We start from the raw sequence: 15,229 nt of genomic DNA, 5'->3' as shown, positions 1-15,229 counted from the left end.
TGTGCCGTCGCGGGCCTCTCGGCCATCCCGGTGCCCCGGGCATCTCGGGGTGTCATTCCGCGTAGTGCCCGGGGGCGAGGCTGCGCAGCACGCAGAACTCGTTGCCCTCCGGGTCGGCGAGCACCACCCAGCTCGCCCCCTCGCCCGTACCGATGTCGACGCGGCGTGCGCCGAGCGCGAGGATCCGCTCGATCTCCGTCTGCTGGTCGGAGTCGATGGGGCACACGTCGATGTGCAGCCGGTTCTTCGCGGTCTTGCGGGCGTCGTCGCGGATGAAGAGGATCTGGGGGGCGACGGCCCGGGCACGCAGTTCGGCCAATGAGGGGAGGCCGGCGGGGCCGATCTCGACGAGGGCGCCGTCGCGGTCTTCGTGCACGGTGTAGTCGAGTACGGCGCACCAGAACCGCGCGAGCCGGCGAGGCTCGTGGCAGTCCACGACGAGCTGTTCGAAGCGGCTGGTCATGCGTTCTCCTCCTCGCCGGTGGCGGGGACCGCGGCGATGTGACGGGCGCGCAGCCGCTCGTGGAACGGCACCCGGGCAGCGTACAGCTCGGCGAGCCGGGGGTTGCGGGCATGGCGCGACGCGACGGCCCCGGCCTCGCGAGGGCCGGCCGGCGCGCTTCTCCCCGCCTCGGGTGGTGGCCCGGCCACCACACCCCACCGGCCCGGCCCGGCCTCCGAGACGATCCCCGTGCGAGGGCCCGTAATTCCGTTGCGGGACCGGCGACGCCTTCGGTCGAATGCCTCCATGACTGCTCGTGACGGCCGTGCGGACCATGCCGAGCGGAACCGACGCTACTGGGACGACGAGGCGGCCGCGTGGCACGGACCGCTCGCCCGCGGCCACTGGTCGCAGACGGAACCCCGCTGGGGACTGTGGGCCACCCCCGAGTCGCGGGTCCGCGCGCTTCCCGACGATCTGGCCGGGATGTCCGCCATCGAGCTGGGGTGCGGTACCGCCTACGTCTCCGCCTGGCTGGCCAGAGCGGGGGCCCGTCCGGTCGGGGTCGACCTCTCGGAGAAACAGCTCGCCACGGCTCGCGCGATGCAGGCGGAGTTCGGCATCGGCTTCCCCCTCGTCCTGGGCAAGGCCGAGGCGGTGCCCTGCGCCGACGACACGTTCGATCTGGCGATCAGCGAGTACGGCGCCTCGTTGTGGTGCGACCCCTACCAGTGGATCCCGGAGGCCGCCCGGCTCCTCGTTCCCGGCGGCCTCCTGGTGTTCATGCGCTACTCCCCCCTGTTCGCGCTGTGCGCACCGCCCGAGGGACCGGCGTCCGCCACCCTGTCCCGCCCGCACTTCGGCCTGGGCCGGCTGGACCGGGGAAATCGCGTGGAGTTCGTCCTGCCGCACGGCGAGATGCTCCGTCTGCTCCGGTCCTGCGGCTTCGTCATCGAGGACCTGATCGAGATCCAGGCACCCCGGCCCGCGCACCGGGACTACCCGGAAGTCTCCGCCGAGTGGGCCCGTCAATGGCCCAGCGAGGAGATCTGGAAGGCCCGGCTGACGGACTGACACGGACCCGACGGGGTGACGGCCTGTCCCGTACCGTACGGCCGGTTCGTCACTCCGCCCGGGCGGGCGCGGGGCCCGTCGTCCCGCGTTGCACGAAGTGGGCCGTCGGGGACCAGCGCTCCGTGGCGGGCCGCCCGTCGATGCGGTCCAGGGCGGCTTCGGCGACCAGTACGCCGAAGCGGTGGACGTCGACGGTCATGGTCGTCAGCGGCGGTGAGGCCAGCCGGCACAGGGTGGAGTCGTCCCAGGCGATCAGCGACAGATCGGCGGGAACCTCCAGGCCCAGCTCCTTGGCCGTGGCCAGTCCGGCGACCGCCATCACGTCGTTGTCGTAGAGGATCGCCGTGGGCCGGGGGGTCCGTTCGAGGAGTTCGGCGGTGAGCCGGGCCCCGCACTCGGCCGTGTAGTCGCCGTCGACGACCACCGCCTCGATGCCCGCCTGCCGGCACGCCTCCTCCTGGGCCGCGGTGCGGGCCCGGGTGTGCAGCAGCGACCGCGGTCCCGCGACGCGGGCGACGACGCGGTGCCCGAGTTCCGCGAGCCGGGCCACGGCGTCGCGGACGGGGCCGCCGTCGTCGGTGCGCACCGCCGGCAGTCCGGGGTCGTCCCGCCAGGTGCCGACGAGGACCGCCGGCAGCCCCAGCTCGCGCAGGACGGCCGGCCTGCGGTCGCCCTCGGTGAGGTTGACCACGGCCACCGCGTCGACCAGGCCCCCTTCGGCCCACCGGCGATAGGCGGCGATCTCCTCCTCGTACGTCGGGACGACGTGGAGCAGCACCGACATGTCGCGTGTCACCAGGCGCTCCTCCATGCCGGTGATGAACTCCATGAAGAAGGGCTCCACGCCGAGCAGGCGGGTCGAGCGCGCGAGGACGAGGCCCAGGGCGCCCGGCTGGGAGCGGTCGCGGTGGGCAGGGGTCATCCGATCTCCGGTGTCGCGTGGCAGAGGCTGTTCACGGAGCGCAGCACGGGCGCGGCGGTCAGGACAGCGGGGTCGAGGGTCCGGCCGGTGCGGACGTGGAAGGTGTGGGTCTCGCCCGGCAGCAGGGTGACGAGCATGTCGTCGACGACGGCGTCGGGGGCGACGTGGTCGGCCAGGACGGCGATGTCGCGGGCGAAGGAGGCGGCCCGTACGTCGACGCGGTAGCCGCCCGGCACCGCGTGCGCCTGCGCGCTCAGCGCGTCGGGCCGGTAGGCGAGGTCCCGGTCCTCACAGAAGGTGTGGACGGCGCGTACGTCCTCCGAGGACGCCACGAGCACCTCCTGCCTGACCTCGTCCGGTGTGAGCAGCGCGTCGTCCGGTTCCACGAGCACGACCGAACGGGGGCCCACCCGGAGGTCGACTTTAGCACCGGCCAGGACGACGCCCTGGAGCGTCTGGCGGTCGAGCGACAGGCGGCCGGTCCAGGTCTCGTCGGTGTCGTTGACCGCGGCGACGGCGAGCCTGCCCCGGCGGGGCTGGAAGGTCAGCATGCGCGGGGCGTAGGCCCTGCGCAGCGCGTACCACAGCGGCTTGGGGCGCTCGTCGCTGTCGACGGCCGCCCAGGAGGTGACGGGCCAGCAGTCGTTGAGCTGCCACACCAGCGTGCCGGCGGTCCGGGGCCACCAGGAGCGGAAGTGCTCGACGCCGAAGGCGACGGCGCGGGCCTGGTTGAGCTGCGTGGCCCAGTGCCAGTCGGTGAAGGAGCGCGGGGCGGGCAGGTGCGGGGCCATGCCGCGGTCCAGCTTGCCGTTCCCGTCCTCCGCCTTCTGGTGGAGCAGGAAGGCGGGCGAGGTGGGGCCGAGCGGCTCGTCGTGGATCCAGCGGGTCAGGGTGGCCCAGGTCGGCGGCCCCTGGAAGCCGAACTCGGAGCAGAAGCGCGGGACGTGGTCGCGGTAGGCGGTGTAGTCGAGCCGGTTCCACACCTCCCACTCGTGGCGCGTGCCGTGGTCCTCGTCGTTGGGGTGGGTGCCGCCGGCCGGGGCGCCGGGGGTGTAGGGGCTGCCGTCGGCGTAGGGCGTCGTCGGGTCGAGTTCGGCGACGATCCGCGGCAGCAGGCCGGTGTAGTAGCCCAGGCCCCAGGTGCGGCCGGCCAGTTGCTCGGGCCAGCCCCAGTCGGCGTAGCCCCAGAGGTTCTCGTTGCCGCCGTTCCACAGGGCCAGGCTCGGGTGTCCGGCCAGCCGGGCGACGTTCTCGCGCGCCTCGGCCTCGATCTCGCCCCGCAGCGGCTCCTCCTCGGGGTAGGCGGCGCAGGCGAAGGGGAAGTCCTGCCAGACGAGCATGCCGCGTTCGTCGCACACGTCGTAGAAGTCGTCGGTCTCGTAGATGCCGCCGCCCCAGACGCGCAGCATGTTCATGTGGGCGGCGAGCGCCTGGTCGACGCGGCGTTCGAGGCGTTCGCGGGTGATCCGGGTCAGGAAGTGGTCGTCGGGGATCCAGTTGGCGCCCTTGGCGAAGACGCGGGTGCCGTTGACGACGAAGGTGAAGGGGGTGCCGGTCTCGTCGGGCGTGGTGTCGACGGTGATGTTCCTGAAGCCCACGCGCCGGTCGGCGGTGTCCAGGGGATCGTCGTGCCCCTCGGCCGTGGCGAGGGCGACGTGGAGGTCGTACAGGGGCTGGTCGCCGTAGCCGGCGGGCCACCACAGCCTGGCGTCGGGCACGGTGAGCCGGAGTACGGCGGTGGTGTCGCCGGCGGCGAGCACGGCGCGCGCCCGGCTTCCGCCGGCCTCGGCGGTGAGCACCAGTTCCGGCCCGTCGGGCGCGGCCCGTTCGACGTCCGCGTGCACCTCCACCACTCCGGTGCCGTCGGGTTCGACGCTCACCAGGGGCCGGACGCGGTCGAGCCGTGCCGTGTGCCAGCGTTCCAGGCGGACGGGCTTCCAGATGCCGGCGGTCTGCAGGTCGGGGCCCCAGTCCCAGCCGAAGCTGCACGCCATCTTGCGCACCATGTTGAACGGGTGGGGGTAGACGTGCGCGCGGCGGCCGAGCGCCGCTTCCGTCTCCTCGGCGTACCGGAGGGCGGAGGCGAAGTCCACGGTGAGGTCGTTGGCGCCGTCGACGAGGTGGGGGCGGACGTCGAAGCGGTAGCCGCGGTGCATGTTGGCGGTGGTGCCGACCGGCCGGCCGTTGAGGGTGACGGCCGCGACGGTGTCCAGGCCGTCGAAGACCAGGTCCACGCGCTCCCCCGCCCGCGCGGCCTTGGCCTCGAAGGTGAGGCGGTACCGCCAGTCGGTGCGGTGCATCCAGACCAGTTCCTCCTCGGCGCGGTCGAGGTAGGGGTCGGGGATGAGGCCCGCGGCCATCAGGTCCAGATGCACACTGCCGGGCACCGTGGCCCGCACCGTGCGCCCGCGGACGGCGTCCGGCACCGGGCCACGGGTCGCGCTCAGCAGCCAGCCCTCGTGCAGGGTCGTACGCGCCATGTTCACTCCCGTCGGATCGAAGCCTGCGGCCGGGACATCCGTCATCGCTGGACCCTGGTGTCTTCCGGACGAGGCCGTTAGGCTCGCGAGCATTGTTACGTCGCTGAATTAAGTAAGTCAACGACACATGAACGTCCACTCCGAGGAAGCGCCACTGTGTCAGCCGATTCCCTCACCTCCACGCCTGAGCTGGTATATCTGCGCGCCGCGGGCGCCGCTGTGGTCCTGGACCTGTCGGGGGGCACCCTCCCGCGCGTCGTGCACTGGGGGGCCGACCTGGGAGACCTGTCCGCGGCCCACCTCCACGCGCTGCGGCTGGCGTCGCTGCGCCAGCCGGTCGGCTTCTCCGTCGACCACCCCGTCGAGGTCTCCGTGCTGCCCGAGCAGTCGGCGGGCTGGCTCGGCACTCCGGGGCTGGCCGGCAACCGCGGCGGCGCGGACTTCTCATCCGCCTTCCGCGTCACCCGGACCGAACTCTCCGTCGGCGAGAGCACCGGCGGCGACCGCCACGGCACCGTCGTCGTGCACGCGCGCGACGCGGCGGCGGCCCTCGGCCTGACGCTGACCGTCGAGCTGACCCCCGAAGGGCTGGTGCGCCAGCGCGCCACCGTGGCCAACCTCGCGGACACCCCGTTCGCCGTGGACGCGGTCAGCCTCACCCTGCCCGTTCCGGCCGCCGCCGTGGAGCTGCTCGACTTCACCGGCCACCACCTGCGCGAACGCAGCCCGCAGCGCACCGCCTTCACCCAGGGGCTGCGGGTCCGTGAGAACCGCAGGGGCCGCACCGGCTTCGACGCGGCGTACCTGCTCGCGGCCGGCACCCGGGGCTTCGGCAACCGCGGCGGCGAGGTGTGGGCCGTGCACACGGCCTGGTCGGGCAACCACCGCACCTTCGCCGAGCGCACCTACCACTCCGTCGCGCTGCTCGGCTCCGCCGAACTGCTGCTCTCCGGCGAGGTGTCGCTCGGGCCGGGCGAGAGCTACTCCACGCCCTGGCAGTACGGCGCGTACGGGCGCGGCCTGGACGAGGTGTCCGCCCGTTTCCACCGCCACCTGCGGGCCCGCCCGCACCACCCGTCCTCGCCCCGGCCCGTGATCGTCAACACCTGGGAGGCGGTCTACTTCGACCAGGACCTGGACCGGCTCAAGCGGCTCGCGGACGCGGCGGCCGCGGTGGGCGCGGAGCGGTTCGTCCTGGACGACGGCTGGTTCGGCGCGCGCCGTGACGACCGCCGGGCGCTCGGCGACTGGTACGTCTCCGACGAGGTCTGGCCCGAGGGGCTCGGCCCGCTGACCGACCATGTCACCGGGCTCGGCATGGAGTTCGGGCTCTGGGTGGAGCCGGAGATGGTCAACGAGGACTCCGGCCTGGCCCGCGCGCACCCCGACTGGATCATGGCCACCGGCGGCCGGCTGCCCGGCGCCGCCCGCCACCAGCAGGTCCTGGACCTGGCCCGTCCCGAGGCGTACACATACATTCTCCGGCGGCTGGACGACCTGCTGACCACCTACCCCGTCTCCTACCTGAAGTGGGACCACAACCGCGACCTCGTCGAGGCCGGGCACCAGCCCGGGGGGCGGGCCGGCGTGCACGACCAGACCCTGGCCGTCTACCGGCTGCTGGACGAACTGCGTTCCCTGCACCCCGGCGTGGAGATCGAGTCCTGCTCCTCGGGCGGCGGCCGGGTGGACCTCGGCATCCTGGAGCGTACGGACCGGGTGTGGGTGTCCGACTGCATCGACGCCCTGGAGCGGCAGCAGATCCAGCGGTGGACCAACGTCCTCGTCCCGCTGGAGCTGATGGGCACGCACGTCGGCTCGCCCGTGTCCCACACCACCGGGCGCAGCCACCCGCTCGACTTCCGGGCCGGGACCGCGCTGTTCGGTCACTTCGGCATCGAATGGGACCTGACCTCCGCCGCACCGGAGGAACTGGACCGGCTGGCGCGGTGGGTGGCCCTGTACAAGGAACTGCGGCCGCTGCTGCACTCGGGGACCGCGGTCCACGGCGACCACGCCGACCCGGCCCTCCAGGTGCACGGAGTGGTCGCCGAGGACGGGTCCGAGGCGGTCTACGCGCTGGTCGCCGACGGCACGTCCGAGGTCTGCCCCACCGGCCCGGTGCGGCTGCCCGGTCTGGACCCGCACGCCGTCTACCGGGTGCGTCCGCAGGCCCCGGGCGACGTGCCGGACGGCATCGCGCACCACTGGGGCATCCGCCTTCCCTGGTGGAGCGAGGAGGGCGTCGAACTGCCCGGCTCCGTGCTGGCGGAGGCCGGGCTGCAGGCGCCCGTGCTGTATCCGGAGCGACTGGTCCTGCTGAGGGCGACGCGCGTGTAGCCCCCGCCGGACCGCAAGGGCCCGGGGCCCGCCGGCCGCGTGCCGGCGGGCCCCGGGCCGTCATCGGTGGGCCGCCCCCGTGGGCGGCGCGAGCGCCGTGGTGCCGAGGGCACCGGACTCGGTGTCGGTGTCGATCCACCGCCGGGCGTCGTGGTCGTACGTGAGGTGGTCGCGGTCGGAGTCCGCCTTCGGTTCGGGCTCCGCCGAGCGCAGCCGGCCGCGCAGTTCGGGGTCGGGGGCGGCGGCGGCCAGGGCCTGGGTGTAGGGATGCTGCGGGTCGAGGATGACGTCGTCGGCCGGGCCGCGCTCGACGATCCGCCCGCGGTTCATCACGAGGATGCTGTCGGAGAAGTGCCGTGCGGTGGCCAGGTCGTGGGTGATGTAGAGCACCGCGAGATCGTCCTCCCGCTGCAGCCTGGCCAGGAGGTTGAGGACGCCGAGGCGGCTCGACACGTCCAGCATGGAGACGGGCTCGTCGGCGACGATCACCTGTGCTCCGGGCGCGAGGGCACGGGCGATGGCGACGCGCTGGCGCTGGCCGCCCGAGAGTTCGTGCGGGCGCCGGTCCACGAGGCCGGCGGGGAGGTTCACGCGCTCCAGGAGCTGCGCCGCCCGCTCCCGGACCTGTTCGCGTCCTTTCGCCCGCCCGTGCAGCACCAGGGGCCGGGCCAGGTGGTGTTCGATGCTGTGGAAGGGGTTGAGGGAGGCGAACGGGTCCTGGAAGACCATCTGCACATGGTCCCGGTAGTGGCGGTCGTCGACCCGCGCCCCGTCCGGGCCGACGGCGGCGATGGTGCCGGACGTGGGCTTCTCCAGGCGGGCGATCATACGGGCGACGGTGGACTTGCCCGATCCGGAAGCCCCGACGAGGGCGACCGTGCGGCCCGGCAGCAGCGTGAAGCCGACCCGGTGGACGGCCCGCAGCCGGGTGCGGCGCAGCCCGGACCTGAGCGTGAACTCCTTGACGAGATCGCGTACTTCCAGCGTGGTCATCGGGCACCCCTGGGGGAACGGACTTGGTCTTGGCCGGCCGTGCCGGGGCCGGCGGGCGCCGCGCCGGGCGCGGTCTCCCGGGCGGCCGGCGTGCCGTCGCGCAGGAAGGCCCCGCGGTCTCCCGTCAGGCTCGGGAAGGAGTCCAGCAGCCGCCGGGTGTAGGGGTGGCGCGGCTGCCGGTGGATCGTCTCGGCGGTGTCGTACTCGACGATCTCGCCCCGCAGCATCACCGCGATGCGGTCGCTCAGTTCGAGCAGCAGGGGCAGGTCGTGGGTGATGAAGACGACGGCGAACCCGAGTTCGTCGCGCAGCCGGAGGATCTCGCGCAGGATGCCGCGCTGCACCAGCACGTCGAGGGCGGTGGTGGGCTCGTCCATGATCATGACCTGGGGGTCGAGCAGCAGGGCCATGGCGATCATCACGCGCTGCCGCATGCCGCCGGAGAGCTCGTGCGGGAAGGAGTCCATCCGGCGGGGTTCGACACCGACGAGTTCCAGTACCTCGGCGCAGCGCGCCCTGCGTTCCCGCCTGGACATGCCGGGGCGGTGCGTGGTGAGCACGTCCTCCAGCTGCGCCCGTACGGAGGTGACCGGGTTGAGGGCGTTCATCGCGCCCTGGAACACCATGGACAGCTTCGCCCAACGGAACCTGCGCAGTTGCTCGGCGGGCAGGGCGAGCAGGTCGAGGTCCCGGCCGTCACGGTCGTGGAAGGTGACCGATCCGGAGGTGACTTCGGCGGACCGGTCGTGGAGGCGGTTGACGGCGTAGGCGAGGGTGCTCTTGCCGCAGCCGGACTCGCCGGCCAGGCCGAGGATCTCGCCCCGGTGGAGCGTGAGGGAGACGTCCTTGACGGCATGCACGGGCGGGTCGCTCCGGTACACGACGTTCAGGTCCCGCACCGTCAGCACCGCTTCCCGGGTGCCCGTCCCGGCTGCCGTTGCGGATGTCGACGACGGATTCTCGGTCATGCGGCGGTACTCCTGACGGCGTGCTTCCGGCTGCTCCCGGAGGTGGCCCGCGCGGAGCGCTTGCGGCCGGGCCGGCGCAGGCGCGGGTTGATGATCTCGTCGAGGCTGAGGTTGATGAGGGCGAGCCCGCATCCGAAGGCGGCGATGATCAGGCCGGGCGGCACAAACCACCACCACGCCTCCCGCTGGAGCGCGAAGCCGTTCTGCGCGAAGTACAGCATGGTGCCCAGCGTGGAGGAGTGGGAGGCGCCCAGGCCGAGGAAGGACAGGCCCGCCTCGCTGAGGATGGCGGCGATCACCGAGAAGACGAACTGCGAGGCCAGCACCGGCAGCAGGTTGGGCAGGATCTCCACGCAGACCACGCGCCAGGGCTTCTCCCCGGCGACCCTCGCCGCGGCCACGTAGTCGCGGTTGCGCAGGGAGAGGGTCTGGGCACGCAGGACGCGCGCCGCCGCGGCCCAGCCGGTGACGGCCAGGACGAGGGCGATGGTCCACGATCCGCGCTGGTCGGCGGGGACGAACCCCGAGATGACGATCACCAGCGGAAGGCCGGGGATGACCAGCATGACGTTGGAGAACAGCGAGAACGCCTCGTCGACGACGCCGCCGAGGTAGCCGCCGATCACACCGAACACGGCGGACAGGACCGTGGCCATGACGCCGACGAGCAGGCCGATCTGCAGCGATCCCCGCGTGGCGTGGGTGAGCTGGTCGAGCACGTCCTGGCCGGTCTGGGTGGTGCCCAGCCAGTGGTCACCGTTCGGTGCGGTGAGGCCGATGTTGCGGACGGTGTCCGGATCGCCGGCGAACACCGGTCCGACGAGGCCGAACAGCGCGATGGCGGCCACCAGGCCGAGGCCGACGGCCAGCTTCGTCGACCAGGCCGGCAGCATGGCGCGCCAGCCGGTCCGCCGGGTGGCGGAGGGTGCGGGCGCGGCACCGGCCTCGGCACCGGGCGGCAGGTCCTCCAGCCCGCTGGAGGGAGGGATGACACTCGTCACGGATGGTCCTTCCGCTCAGTTGCCCGCTCGGGTGCGGGGGTCGATCAGCCCGTAGAGCAGATCCACGAGCAGATTGGCGCCCAGGACCGCGACGGTGATGACCAGGAAGATGCCCTGCATCAATGCGTAGTCGTTGTTCTCGACCGCCTGCAGCAGCCGGCCGCCGATGCCGGGATAGGAGAAGACCTGCTCGGTCATCACCGATCCGGACACCACGAAGCCCAGGGAGGTGGCGAACCCCGCGACCGAGGGCAGCGCCGCGTTGCGCGCGGCGTAGCGGATCATGATGCGGCTGCCCCGCAGGCCCTTGGCGCGTGCCGTGAGGATGTAGTCCTCGGCCGCGGTGGACACCATCATGTTGCGCATGCCCAGCAGCCATCCGCCCACGGAGGAGATCACGATGGTGAGCGCCGGCAGGACGCCGTGGTGGACGGCCGAGGAGATGAACGGCCGGTTCCAGCCCATGGACAGGGAGACGTCGTATCCGCCGAGCAGCGGGAACCAGTGCAGGGTGGAGGAGAGCAGGGCCGCCAGGATCAGGGCCAGCCAGAAGTAGGGCACGGCCGCCAGCACCGTGGTGCCCGGGATGACCGAGTCCAGCCAGGTGCCGCGTTTCCAGCCCACCAGGGTCCCGAGGACGAGGCCGAGGACGAAGGAGATCAGCGTCGCCAGTCCGATCAGGACGATGGTCCAGGGCAGGGACTGCCCGATCACGTCCGACACCTTGGCGGGGTACGCGCTGACCGAGACGCCGAAATCACCCCGCAGCATGTTCCCCAGGTAGGAGAAGTACTGCTGGGCGAGCGACTCGCTCCGGTCGGCCCCGAGGAGGAGCTCGTAGGACCTGCGGACCGACGGGTCGACCGTGCCGCCGCGCTGCTGCAGCTTCGCCATCAGGATGTCCACCGGGTTCCCCGGCATCATCCTGGGGATGAAGAAGTTCAGGGTGACGGCCGCCCACAGGGCGACGAGATAGAAACCGAGCTTGCGGGCGTAGTACCTCATCGGCCGCTGCCGATCATGCTGCGCTCCTCCTCGACGGGCTTGGTCATGTCCGCTTCCCTCATGTGGCGGGCTTGAGGTGCAGGAAGACCTGGGAGTTGTCGGGCCGGCTCCAGACGGCCGGGAACGCGTAGAGGTTGTCCCGGGTCGGCCACCCGGTGAACTTGCTCGCGTTGAACTCGCTCGTGGTGCCGCCGGTGAGGACCGGGATGTACGGCATCGACTTCTCGATCTCGGTCTGGATGGTGTCGTAGTGCGGCTGCCGGGCGGCGGTGTCCTCCGGGGCCGTGGCCTTGAGGGCGTCGAGGGCGGCGTCCACCTCGGTGTCCTTGAACCGCGCGTAGTTGGGGTTGGCGTTCTCGCCGACGCGGGCGGTGGTCCTGGAGGAGAAGAAGTAGCTGTAGAGGTAGTAGGGGTCGGGGGCCGGTCCCTGGTACAGCGAGTCCATCAGCAGCTGGTACTGGCCGCGGCCGCGGGCGTCGGACCACTCGTTCCAGGACGACTGCTGCACGGTGAGCTCGATGCCCGCCTTCTTCAGCTGCTCCGCGAGCGTGGTGACCGCGGTGATGTAGTCGGTCCATCCGGAGACGACCTTCACCGTGAGGGCCAGCTTCTTGCCGTTCTTGGCGTAGATGCCGTCGGAGCCCTTGGTGTAGCCGGCGTCCTGGAGCAGGCGGGCGGCCTTGTCCGTCTGCGGCTGCATCGGCGCGATGCGGTCCGTGAGCCTGGCCGACACCAGCGCCTTGTCGCGTCCGGGCAGGGCGAAGCCCGGTGATATCTCGCTGGCGGTGTTCTCGAAGGCCAGCGCGTTGAGCTGGGTGCGGTCCATCGCGTAGTAGATCGCCTTGCGCACCGCCGGGTCGGTCTGCGGTCCCGAGCAGCCGAGGTCGGTGCTGGCGCAGGTGAAGAGGGCGACCTGGTTCATCGGGACCGTGACGGCCTTGTAGCCCGGGTAGTTCTTCTCGACGTTCTCGATGTCGGGGACGGGCCCGGTCTGCCAGTCGATCTGGCCGGCCTTGAGGGCGTCGGCGCCCGACTGGTTGCCGGAGAGCGCGACGAAGCGGACCTTCTTCAGCGCGGGGGCGCCCCCGTAGTAGTCCGGGTTCGCCTCCAGGGTGAACGCCTGCGGCTTGAACTCGGCCAGCTTGTACGGCCCGGTGCCCACCGGGTTCTTCATCACGTCCTCGGTCGGCTTGGCGATCTTCGACCAGATGTGCTTCGGCACGATCCAGAACTTGCCGAGGACCTGCGGGCCTTCGCTGAAGGACGGCTTGTCGAAGGTGATCTTCACATGGGTGGCGTCGACGGCCGTGGCGGTGCCGGAGTACCCCGTGCTGTTCATGCCGGGGTTCTTGCGGATCATGTCGAAGGTGAAGGCGACGTCGTCCGCGGTGAACTTCCGCCCGTCGCTCCACTTGGCGTCGGAGCGAAGGGTGACCGAGAGCTCGGTGCCCTCCTTGTTCCAGGAGAACGCCGTGCCCAGCCGCGGCTCGGGCTTGTCCTTGCGCGCGATGTTGTAGAAGAACAACGGCTCGAAGATCGTGCCCGGACCGTCGATCACGGTCGGCGAGTACGGGTTGAAGTTGATCTGGTAGTCGCCGCTCTGGCCCGTGTAGGCGACCAGCGTCTCGGAGCCGGTGCCGCCGGCGCCGCCGCCGGAGCTGCACCCCGTGAGGACGAGGCCGAGGGCCGCGGCCCCCGCGATGCCGATACGGCGCCACTCATGACGAATCCTGGACATATTGGCCACTCTCCCGAGGCGGTCCCTGCCGGACGGCCGGGGCTCCCGGAGCCGCCTCATGGAGGCCGGGAACCACGCTTGTGTGGCGAGATTGTTAAGCTGGCGAAGAAAGAAAGTCAACACATCGGCCCGAACTTGAGACGGGTTCGCCGGCCGACGGCTCCGGACCGGGCGGGGGCCGCCCCCGTGCTGCGGCTCGTGATCAACGGGCGGTAGTACTGCCCGCTCCTCGTCCGTTGCTATGTTCGTCGTGCAAATAAACTGGGTCGATGCCGGGGACTCCGGCCGAAACGCAGCGCCTGCCTGGGCGCCGGAAGGACATCGATGGGCGGGCCGGCAAGGGACATGCCGCATGCGACCAGCAGGGCCGCGGTACTGGACGTCATCAGGGCGGCCGGGACCATCAGCCGGGTGCGGCTGATCGAGGCGACGGGTTTCACGGGGGCGACGATCTCGACCGTGGTGCGGCGCCTGATCGACGACGGCCTGGTCACCGAGGTGGGCCGCGCCGAGTCCACCGGCGGCAAGCCGCGCACCCTGCTGGCGCTCAACGAGAGCTCCCGCTACGCGGTCGGCATCCACCTCGACCACTCGGGCATCACGTACGCGCTCACCGACCTCGGCGGTTCGGTGGTGGCCCGGATGTCCAGGGCCGGGGCGGGCACCGACAATCCCCCCGTGGTGGTGGCCCGCATGGCCGACGAGGTGGACAAGCTCATCCAGGGGGTCGGCATCAGCCGGGACCTGGTCCTGGGCCTGGGCCTGGTGTCGCCCGGACCGCTCACTCCGGCCAGCGGCATGCGCCTGACGCCTCCGACGATGCGGCACTGGGAGGAGTTCCCCCTCGACCGGGCGCTGGCGGAGGCCACCGGCCTTCCGGTCGTCCTGGAGAACGACGCCACCGCGGCGGCCCTCGGGGAGCACTGGTCCGGCGTGGTGCGCGGCACCCCGAGCTTCGCCGCCGTGTACATGGGGACCGGCATCGGCGCCGGTCTCATGATCGACGGTGTCGTCTACCGCGGCCGGAGCGGCAACGCCGGCGAGATCGGCCACATGTGCCTCGACGTGGACGGGCCCGACTGCTGGTGCGGCGCGCGCGGGTGCACGGAAGCGCTCGCGGGCCCGGCCGCCGTGGTGACACAGGCGCGAGCCGACGCGCGCGTCTCGCGTGCGGCCGGGCTGACCCAGGGGCCGGGCGGGCAACGGCCCTCGGTGACCGCCGACTTCGCCGCCGTGGCACGGGCGGCCCGGCTCGGGGACCGCGGCGCCCGGGAGCTGCTGGAGAACTCCGCGCGCTGGCTCGCCCTCGCCACACGGGCGCTCGCCAACATCATGGACCTGGAGACGCTGGTGCTCACGGGCCCGAGCCTGGCCGTCGCCGGTTCGGTGTACCTGCCCGTCGTGCAGGAGGAGCTGGACCGCACCTTCTTCGCGCGCGCCGCGCACCCGGTGGCCGTACGGCTGTCGGACTCGGCCGCCACCGCTCCCGCCATCGGGGCGGCGACCATGGTGCTGCGGGCCGAACTGGTACCCCTGCGCCAGGGCGGGCTCTCCCTTTCCGGCGCCCTCCGGGAGCCCGAGCTCAAAGCCGGGGCGGGTTCCGCGGCGGGCCGCGCACGCCGGTGACGCGGCGCCGGGACGCGCTCCGGTCACCACGTCGCGGGGTGGCACCGTCCGGCGTCCCTTCCACCAGGCGGACGGCACCCGGTCCGGCACGTCATCACGCGTGACGAGGCGCCGAACCTTCGCCGAACGCCGGCCGCGCCCTCCCGAACCCGAAAAGTTCGACGACCGAAGTTACCTCTGGATGACGATGTCAGGGAGCGGCACAGCAAAGCCCCGCAGGGGAACCACTACCTGGGGAACAGCCGAGAAGGGGCACAAGGGGCGAGGTACGGGGCACTCTGCATCGGCGGCATCCCCGCACGGCGCGGGTTTCCCCTGGCCGGCGAGGCCGGGTCTCCTCCGGGTCCGCCGGACCGAGCCGGGCGGGGCGCAGGACGGGCGGTACTGGCGACCAGGCTGATCATCCGTTCGAACGGTGAGGGGGGAGCATGATCGACGTCGACGGATATCTGGCCGTGCTGGGGGTGGCCCGGCCGGCGGCCCCGACCGCCGAAGCGCTGTGGGCACTGCACCGGGCGCAGGTGGAACGGGTCGCCTACGAGACTCTCGACAACCAACTGGGACGGCCGACGGGCATCGGCGCGGCGGAATCCGTGGCCCGGATCCTGCGCGGGCGCGGCGGCTACTGCTTCCACCTCAA

13 protein-coding genes are annotated in these 15,229 nt (G+C 72.1%); 4 read left to right on the top strand and 9 right to left on the bottom strand.

The annotated features are described in order from the left end of the window. Positions 1-52: 52 nt before the first annotated feature. Both ABZ340_RS17135 and ABZ340_RS17130 read right to left on the bottom strand, forming a co-directional pair. The gene (locus tag ABZ340_RS17135; protein WP_358782578.1) at positions 53-463 is read right to left on the bottom strand and encodes a VOC family protein; all 411 of its coding nucleotides are present in this window, start codon (positions 461-463) and stop codon (positions 53-55) included. Then, positions 460-651 carry a hypothetical protein gene (locus tag ABZ340_RS17130; RefSeq protein WP_358782577.1) on the bottom strand — a complete coding sequence of 64 codons (192 nt, stop codon included), beginning with the start codon at positions 649-651 and terminating at the stop codon, positions 460-462. Before ABZ340_RS17130 ends, ABZ340_RS17135 begins: the two co-directional genes overlap by 4 nt. A gap of 97 nt (positions 652-748) precedes the next feature. On the opposite strand from ABZ340_RS17130, the gene ABZ340_RS17125 reads away from it, so the two are divergent. Then, a complete protein-coding gene (locus ABZ340_RS17125; protein ID WP_358782576.1) occupies positions 749-1,516 on the top strand; it encodes a class I SAM-dependent methyltransferase in 768 nt (255 codons plus the stop codon). A 49-nt stretch (positions 1,517-1,565) separates the two neighbouring features. Here the strand turns inward: ABZ340_RS17125 and ABZ340_RS17120 are convergent, their stop codons facing one another. Further along, the gene (locus tag ABZ340_RS17120; RefSeq protein WP_358782575.1) at positions 1,566-2,438 is read right to left on the bottom strand and encodes a substrate-binding domain-containing protein; all 873 of its coding nucleotides are present in this window, start codon (positions 2,436-2,438) and stop codon (positions 1,566-1,568) included. Further along, positions 2,435-4,918, bottom strand: coding sequence for a sugar-binding domain-containing protein (locus ABZ340_RS17115; protein WP_358782574.1), 2,484 nt, complete (start codon positions 4,916-4,918; stop codon positions 2,435-2,437). The genes ABZ340_RS17120 and ABZ340_RS17115 overlap by 4 nt, the downstream gene beginning before the upstream one ends. 156 nt (positions 4,919-5,074) lie before the next feature. Between ABZ340_RS17115 and ABZ340_RS17110 the strand changes: the two genes are divergently transcribed. Further along, on the top strand, positions 5,075-7,258 hold the full coding sequence (locus ABZ340_RS17110; protein WP_358782573.1) for an alpha-galactosidase: 2,184 nt from the start codon (positions 5,075-5,077) through the stop codon (positions 7,256-7,258). Positions 7,259-7,318: 60 nt separating this feature from the next. On the opposite strand, the gene ABZ340_RS17105 is transcribed toward ABZ340_RS17110, so the two are convergent. Genes ABZ340_RS17105 through ABZ340_RS17085 form a run of 5 tightly spaced genes read right to left on the bottom strand, consistent with a single transcriptional unit; the run spans position 7,319 to position 12,963 of the window. After that, on the bottom strand, positions 7,319-8,251 hold the full coding sequence (locus ABZ340_RS17105; RefSeq protein ID WP_358782572.1) for an ATP-binding cassette domain-containing protein: 933 nt from the start codon (positions 8,249-8,251) through the stop codon (positions 7,319-7,321). Further along, positions 8,248-9,219: an ABC transporter ATP-binding protein gene (locus ABZ340_RS17100; protein ID WP_358782571.1), complete on the bottom strand. Its 972-nt coding sequence runs from the start codon at positions 9,217-9,219 to the stop codon at positions 8,248-8,250. Before ABZ340_RS17100 ends, ABZ340_RS17105 begins: the two co-directional genes overlap by 4 nt. Next, positions 9,216-10,220, bottom strand: coding sequence for an ABC transporter permease (locus tag ABZ340_RS17095; protein ID WP_358782570.1), 1,005 nt, complete (start codon positions 10,218-10,220; stop codon positions 9,216-9,218). Before ABZ340_RS17095 ends, ABZ340_RS17100 begins: the two co-directional genes overlap by 4 nt. A 15-nt stretch (positions 10,221-10,235) precedes the next feature. Beyond that, positions 10,236-11,225, bottom strand: coding sequence for an ABC transporter permease (locus ABZ340_RS17090; protein WP_358782569.1), 990 nt, complete (start codon positions 11,223-11,225; stop codon positions 10,236-10,238). Between the two features lie 58 nt (positions 11,226-11,283). Further along, on the bottom strand, positions 11,284-12,963 hold the full coding sequence (locus ABZ340_RS17085; RefSeq protein ID WP_358782568.1) for an ABC transporter substrate-binding protein: 1,680 nt from the start codon (positions 12,961-12,963) through the stop codon (positions 11,284-11,286). A 345-nt stretch (positions 12,964-13,308) separates the two neighbouring features. On the opposite strand from ABZ340_RS17085, the gene ABZ340_RS17080 reads away from it, so the two are divergent. Both ABZ340_RS17080 and ABZ340_RS17075 read left to right on the top strand, forming a co-directional pair. After that, positions 13,309-14,589, top strand: a complete 1,281-nt coding sequence (locus ABZ340_RS17080; protein ID WP_358782567.1) for an ROK family transcriptional regulator — start codon at positions 13,309-13,311, stop codon at positions 14,587-14,589. Between the two features lie 428 nt (positions 14,590-15,017). Further along, on the top strand, positions 15,018-15,229 hold a 212-nt coding region (locus ABZ340_RS17075), incomplete at its 3' end, for an arylamine N-acetyltransferase (RefSeq protein ID WP_358782566.1).

The sequence above is a fragment of the Streptomyces sp. NPDC006134 genome, from assembly GCF_040628835.1.
In the GTDB taxonomy this organism is placed as follows: Bacteria; Actinomycetota; Actinomycetes; order Streptomycetales; family Streptomycetaceae; genus Streptomyces.
The sequence above is the reverse complement of the archived record's forward strand: the minus strand, read 5'-3'. Positions and strand labels throughout refer to the sequence as shown.

Coding starts and splice junctions, on each gene's coding strand:
- ABZ340_RS17100 (WP_358782571.1), bottom strand. CDS start 9,219: ATGACCGAGAATCCGTCGTCGACATCCGCAACGGCAGCCGGGACGGGC.
- ABZ340_RS17120 (WP_358782575.1), bottom strand. CDS start 2,438: ATGACCCCTGCCCACCGCGACCGCTCCCAGCCGGGCGCCCTGGGCCTC.
- ABZ340_RS17080 (WP_358782567.1), top strand. CDS start 13,309: ATGCCGCATGCGACCAGCAGGGCCGCGGTACTGGACGTCATCAGGGCG.
- ABZ340_RS17105 (WP_358782572.1), bottom strand. CDS start 8,251: ATGACCACGCTGGAAGTACGCGATCTCGTCAAGGAGTTCACGCTCAGG.
- ABZ340_RS17125 (WP_358782576.1), top strand. CDS start 749: ATGACTGCTCGTGACGGCCGTGCGGACCATGCCGAGCGGAACCGACGC.
- ABZ340_RS17085 (WP_358782568.1), bottom strand. CDS start 12,963: ATGTCCAGGATTCGTCATGAGTGGCGCCGTATCGGCATCGCGGGGGCC.
- ABZ340_RS17135 (WP_358782578.1), bottom strand. CDS start 463: ATGACCAGCCGCTTCGAACAGCTCGTCGTGGACTGCCACGAGCCTCGC.
- ABZ340_RS17115 (WP_358782574.1), bottom strand. CDS start 4,918: ATGGCGCGTACGACCCTGCACGAGGGCTGGCTGCTGAGCGCGACCCGT.
- ABZ340_RS17090 (WP_358782569.1), bottom strand. CDS start 11,225: ATGAGGTACTACGCCCGCAAGCTCGGTTTCTATCTCGTCGCCCTGTGG.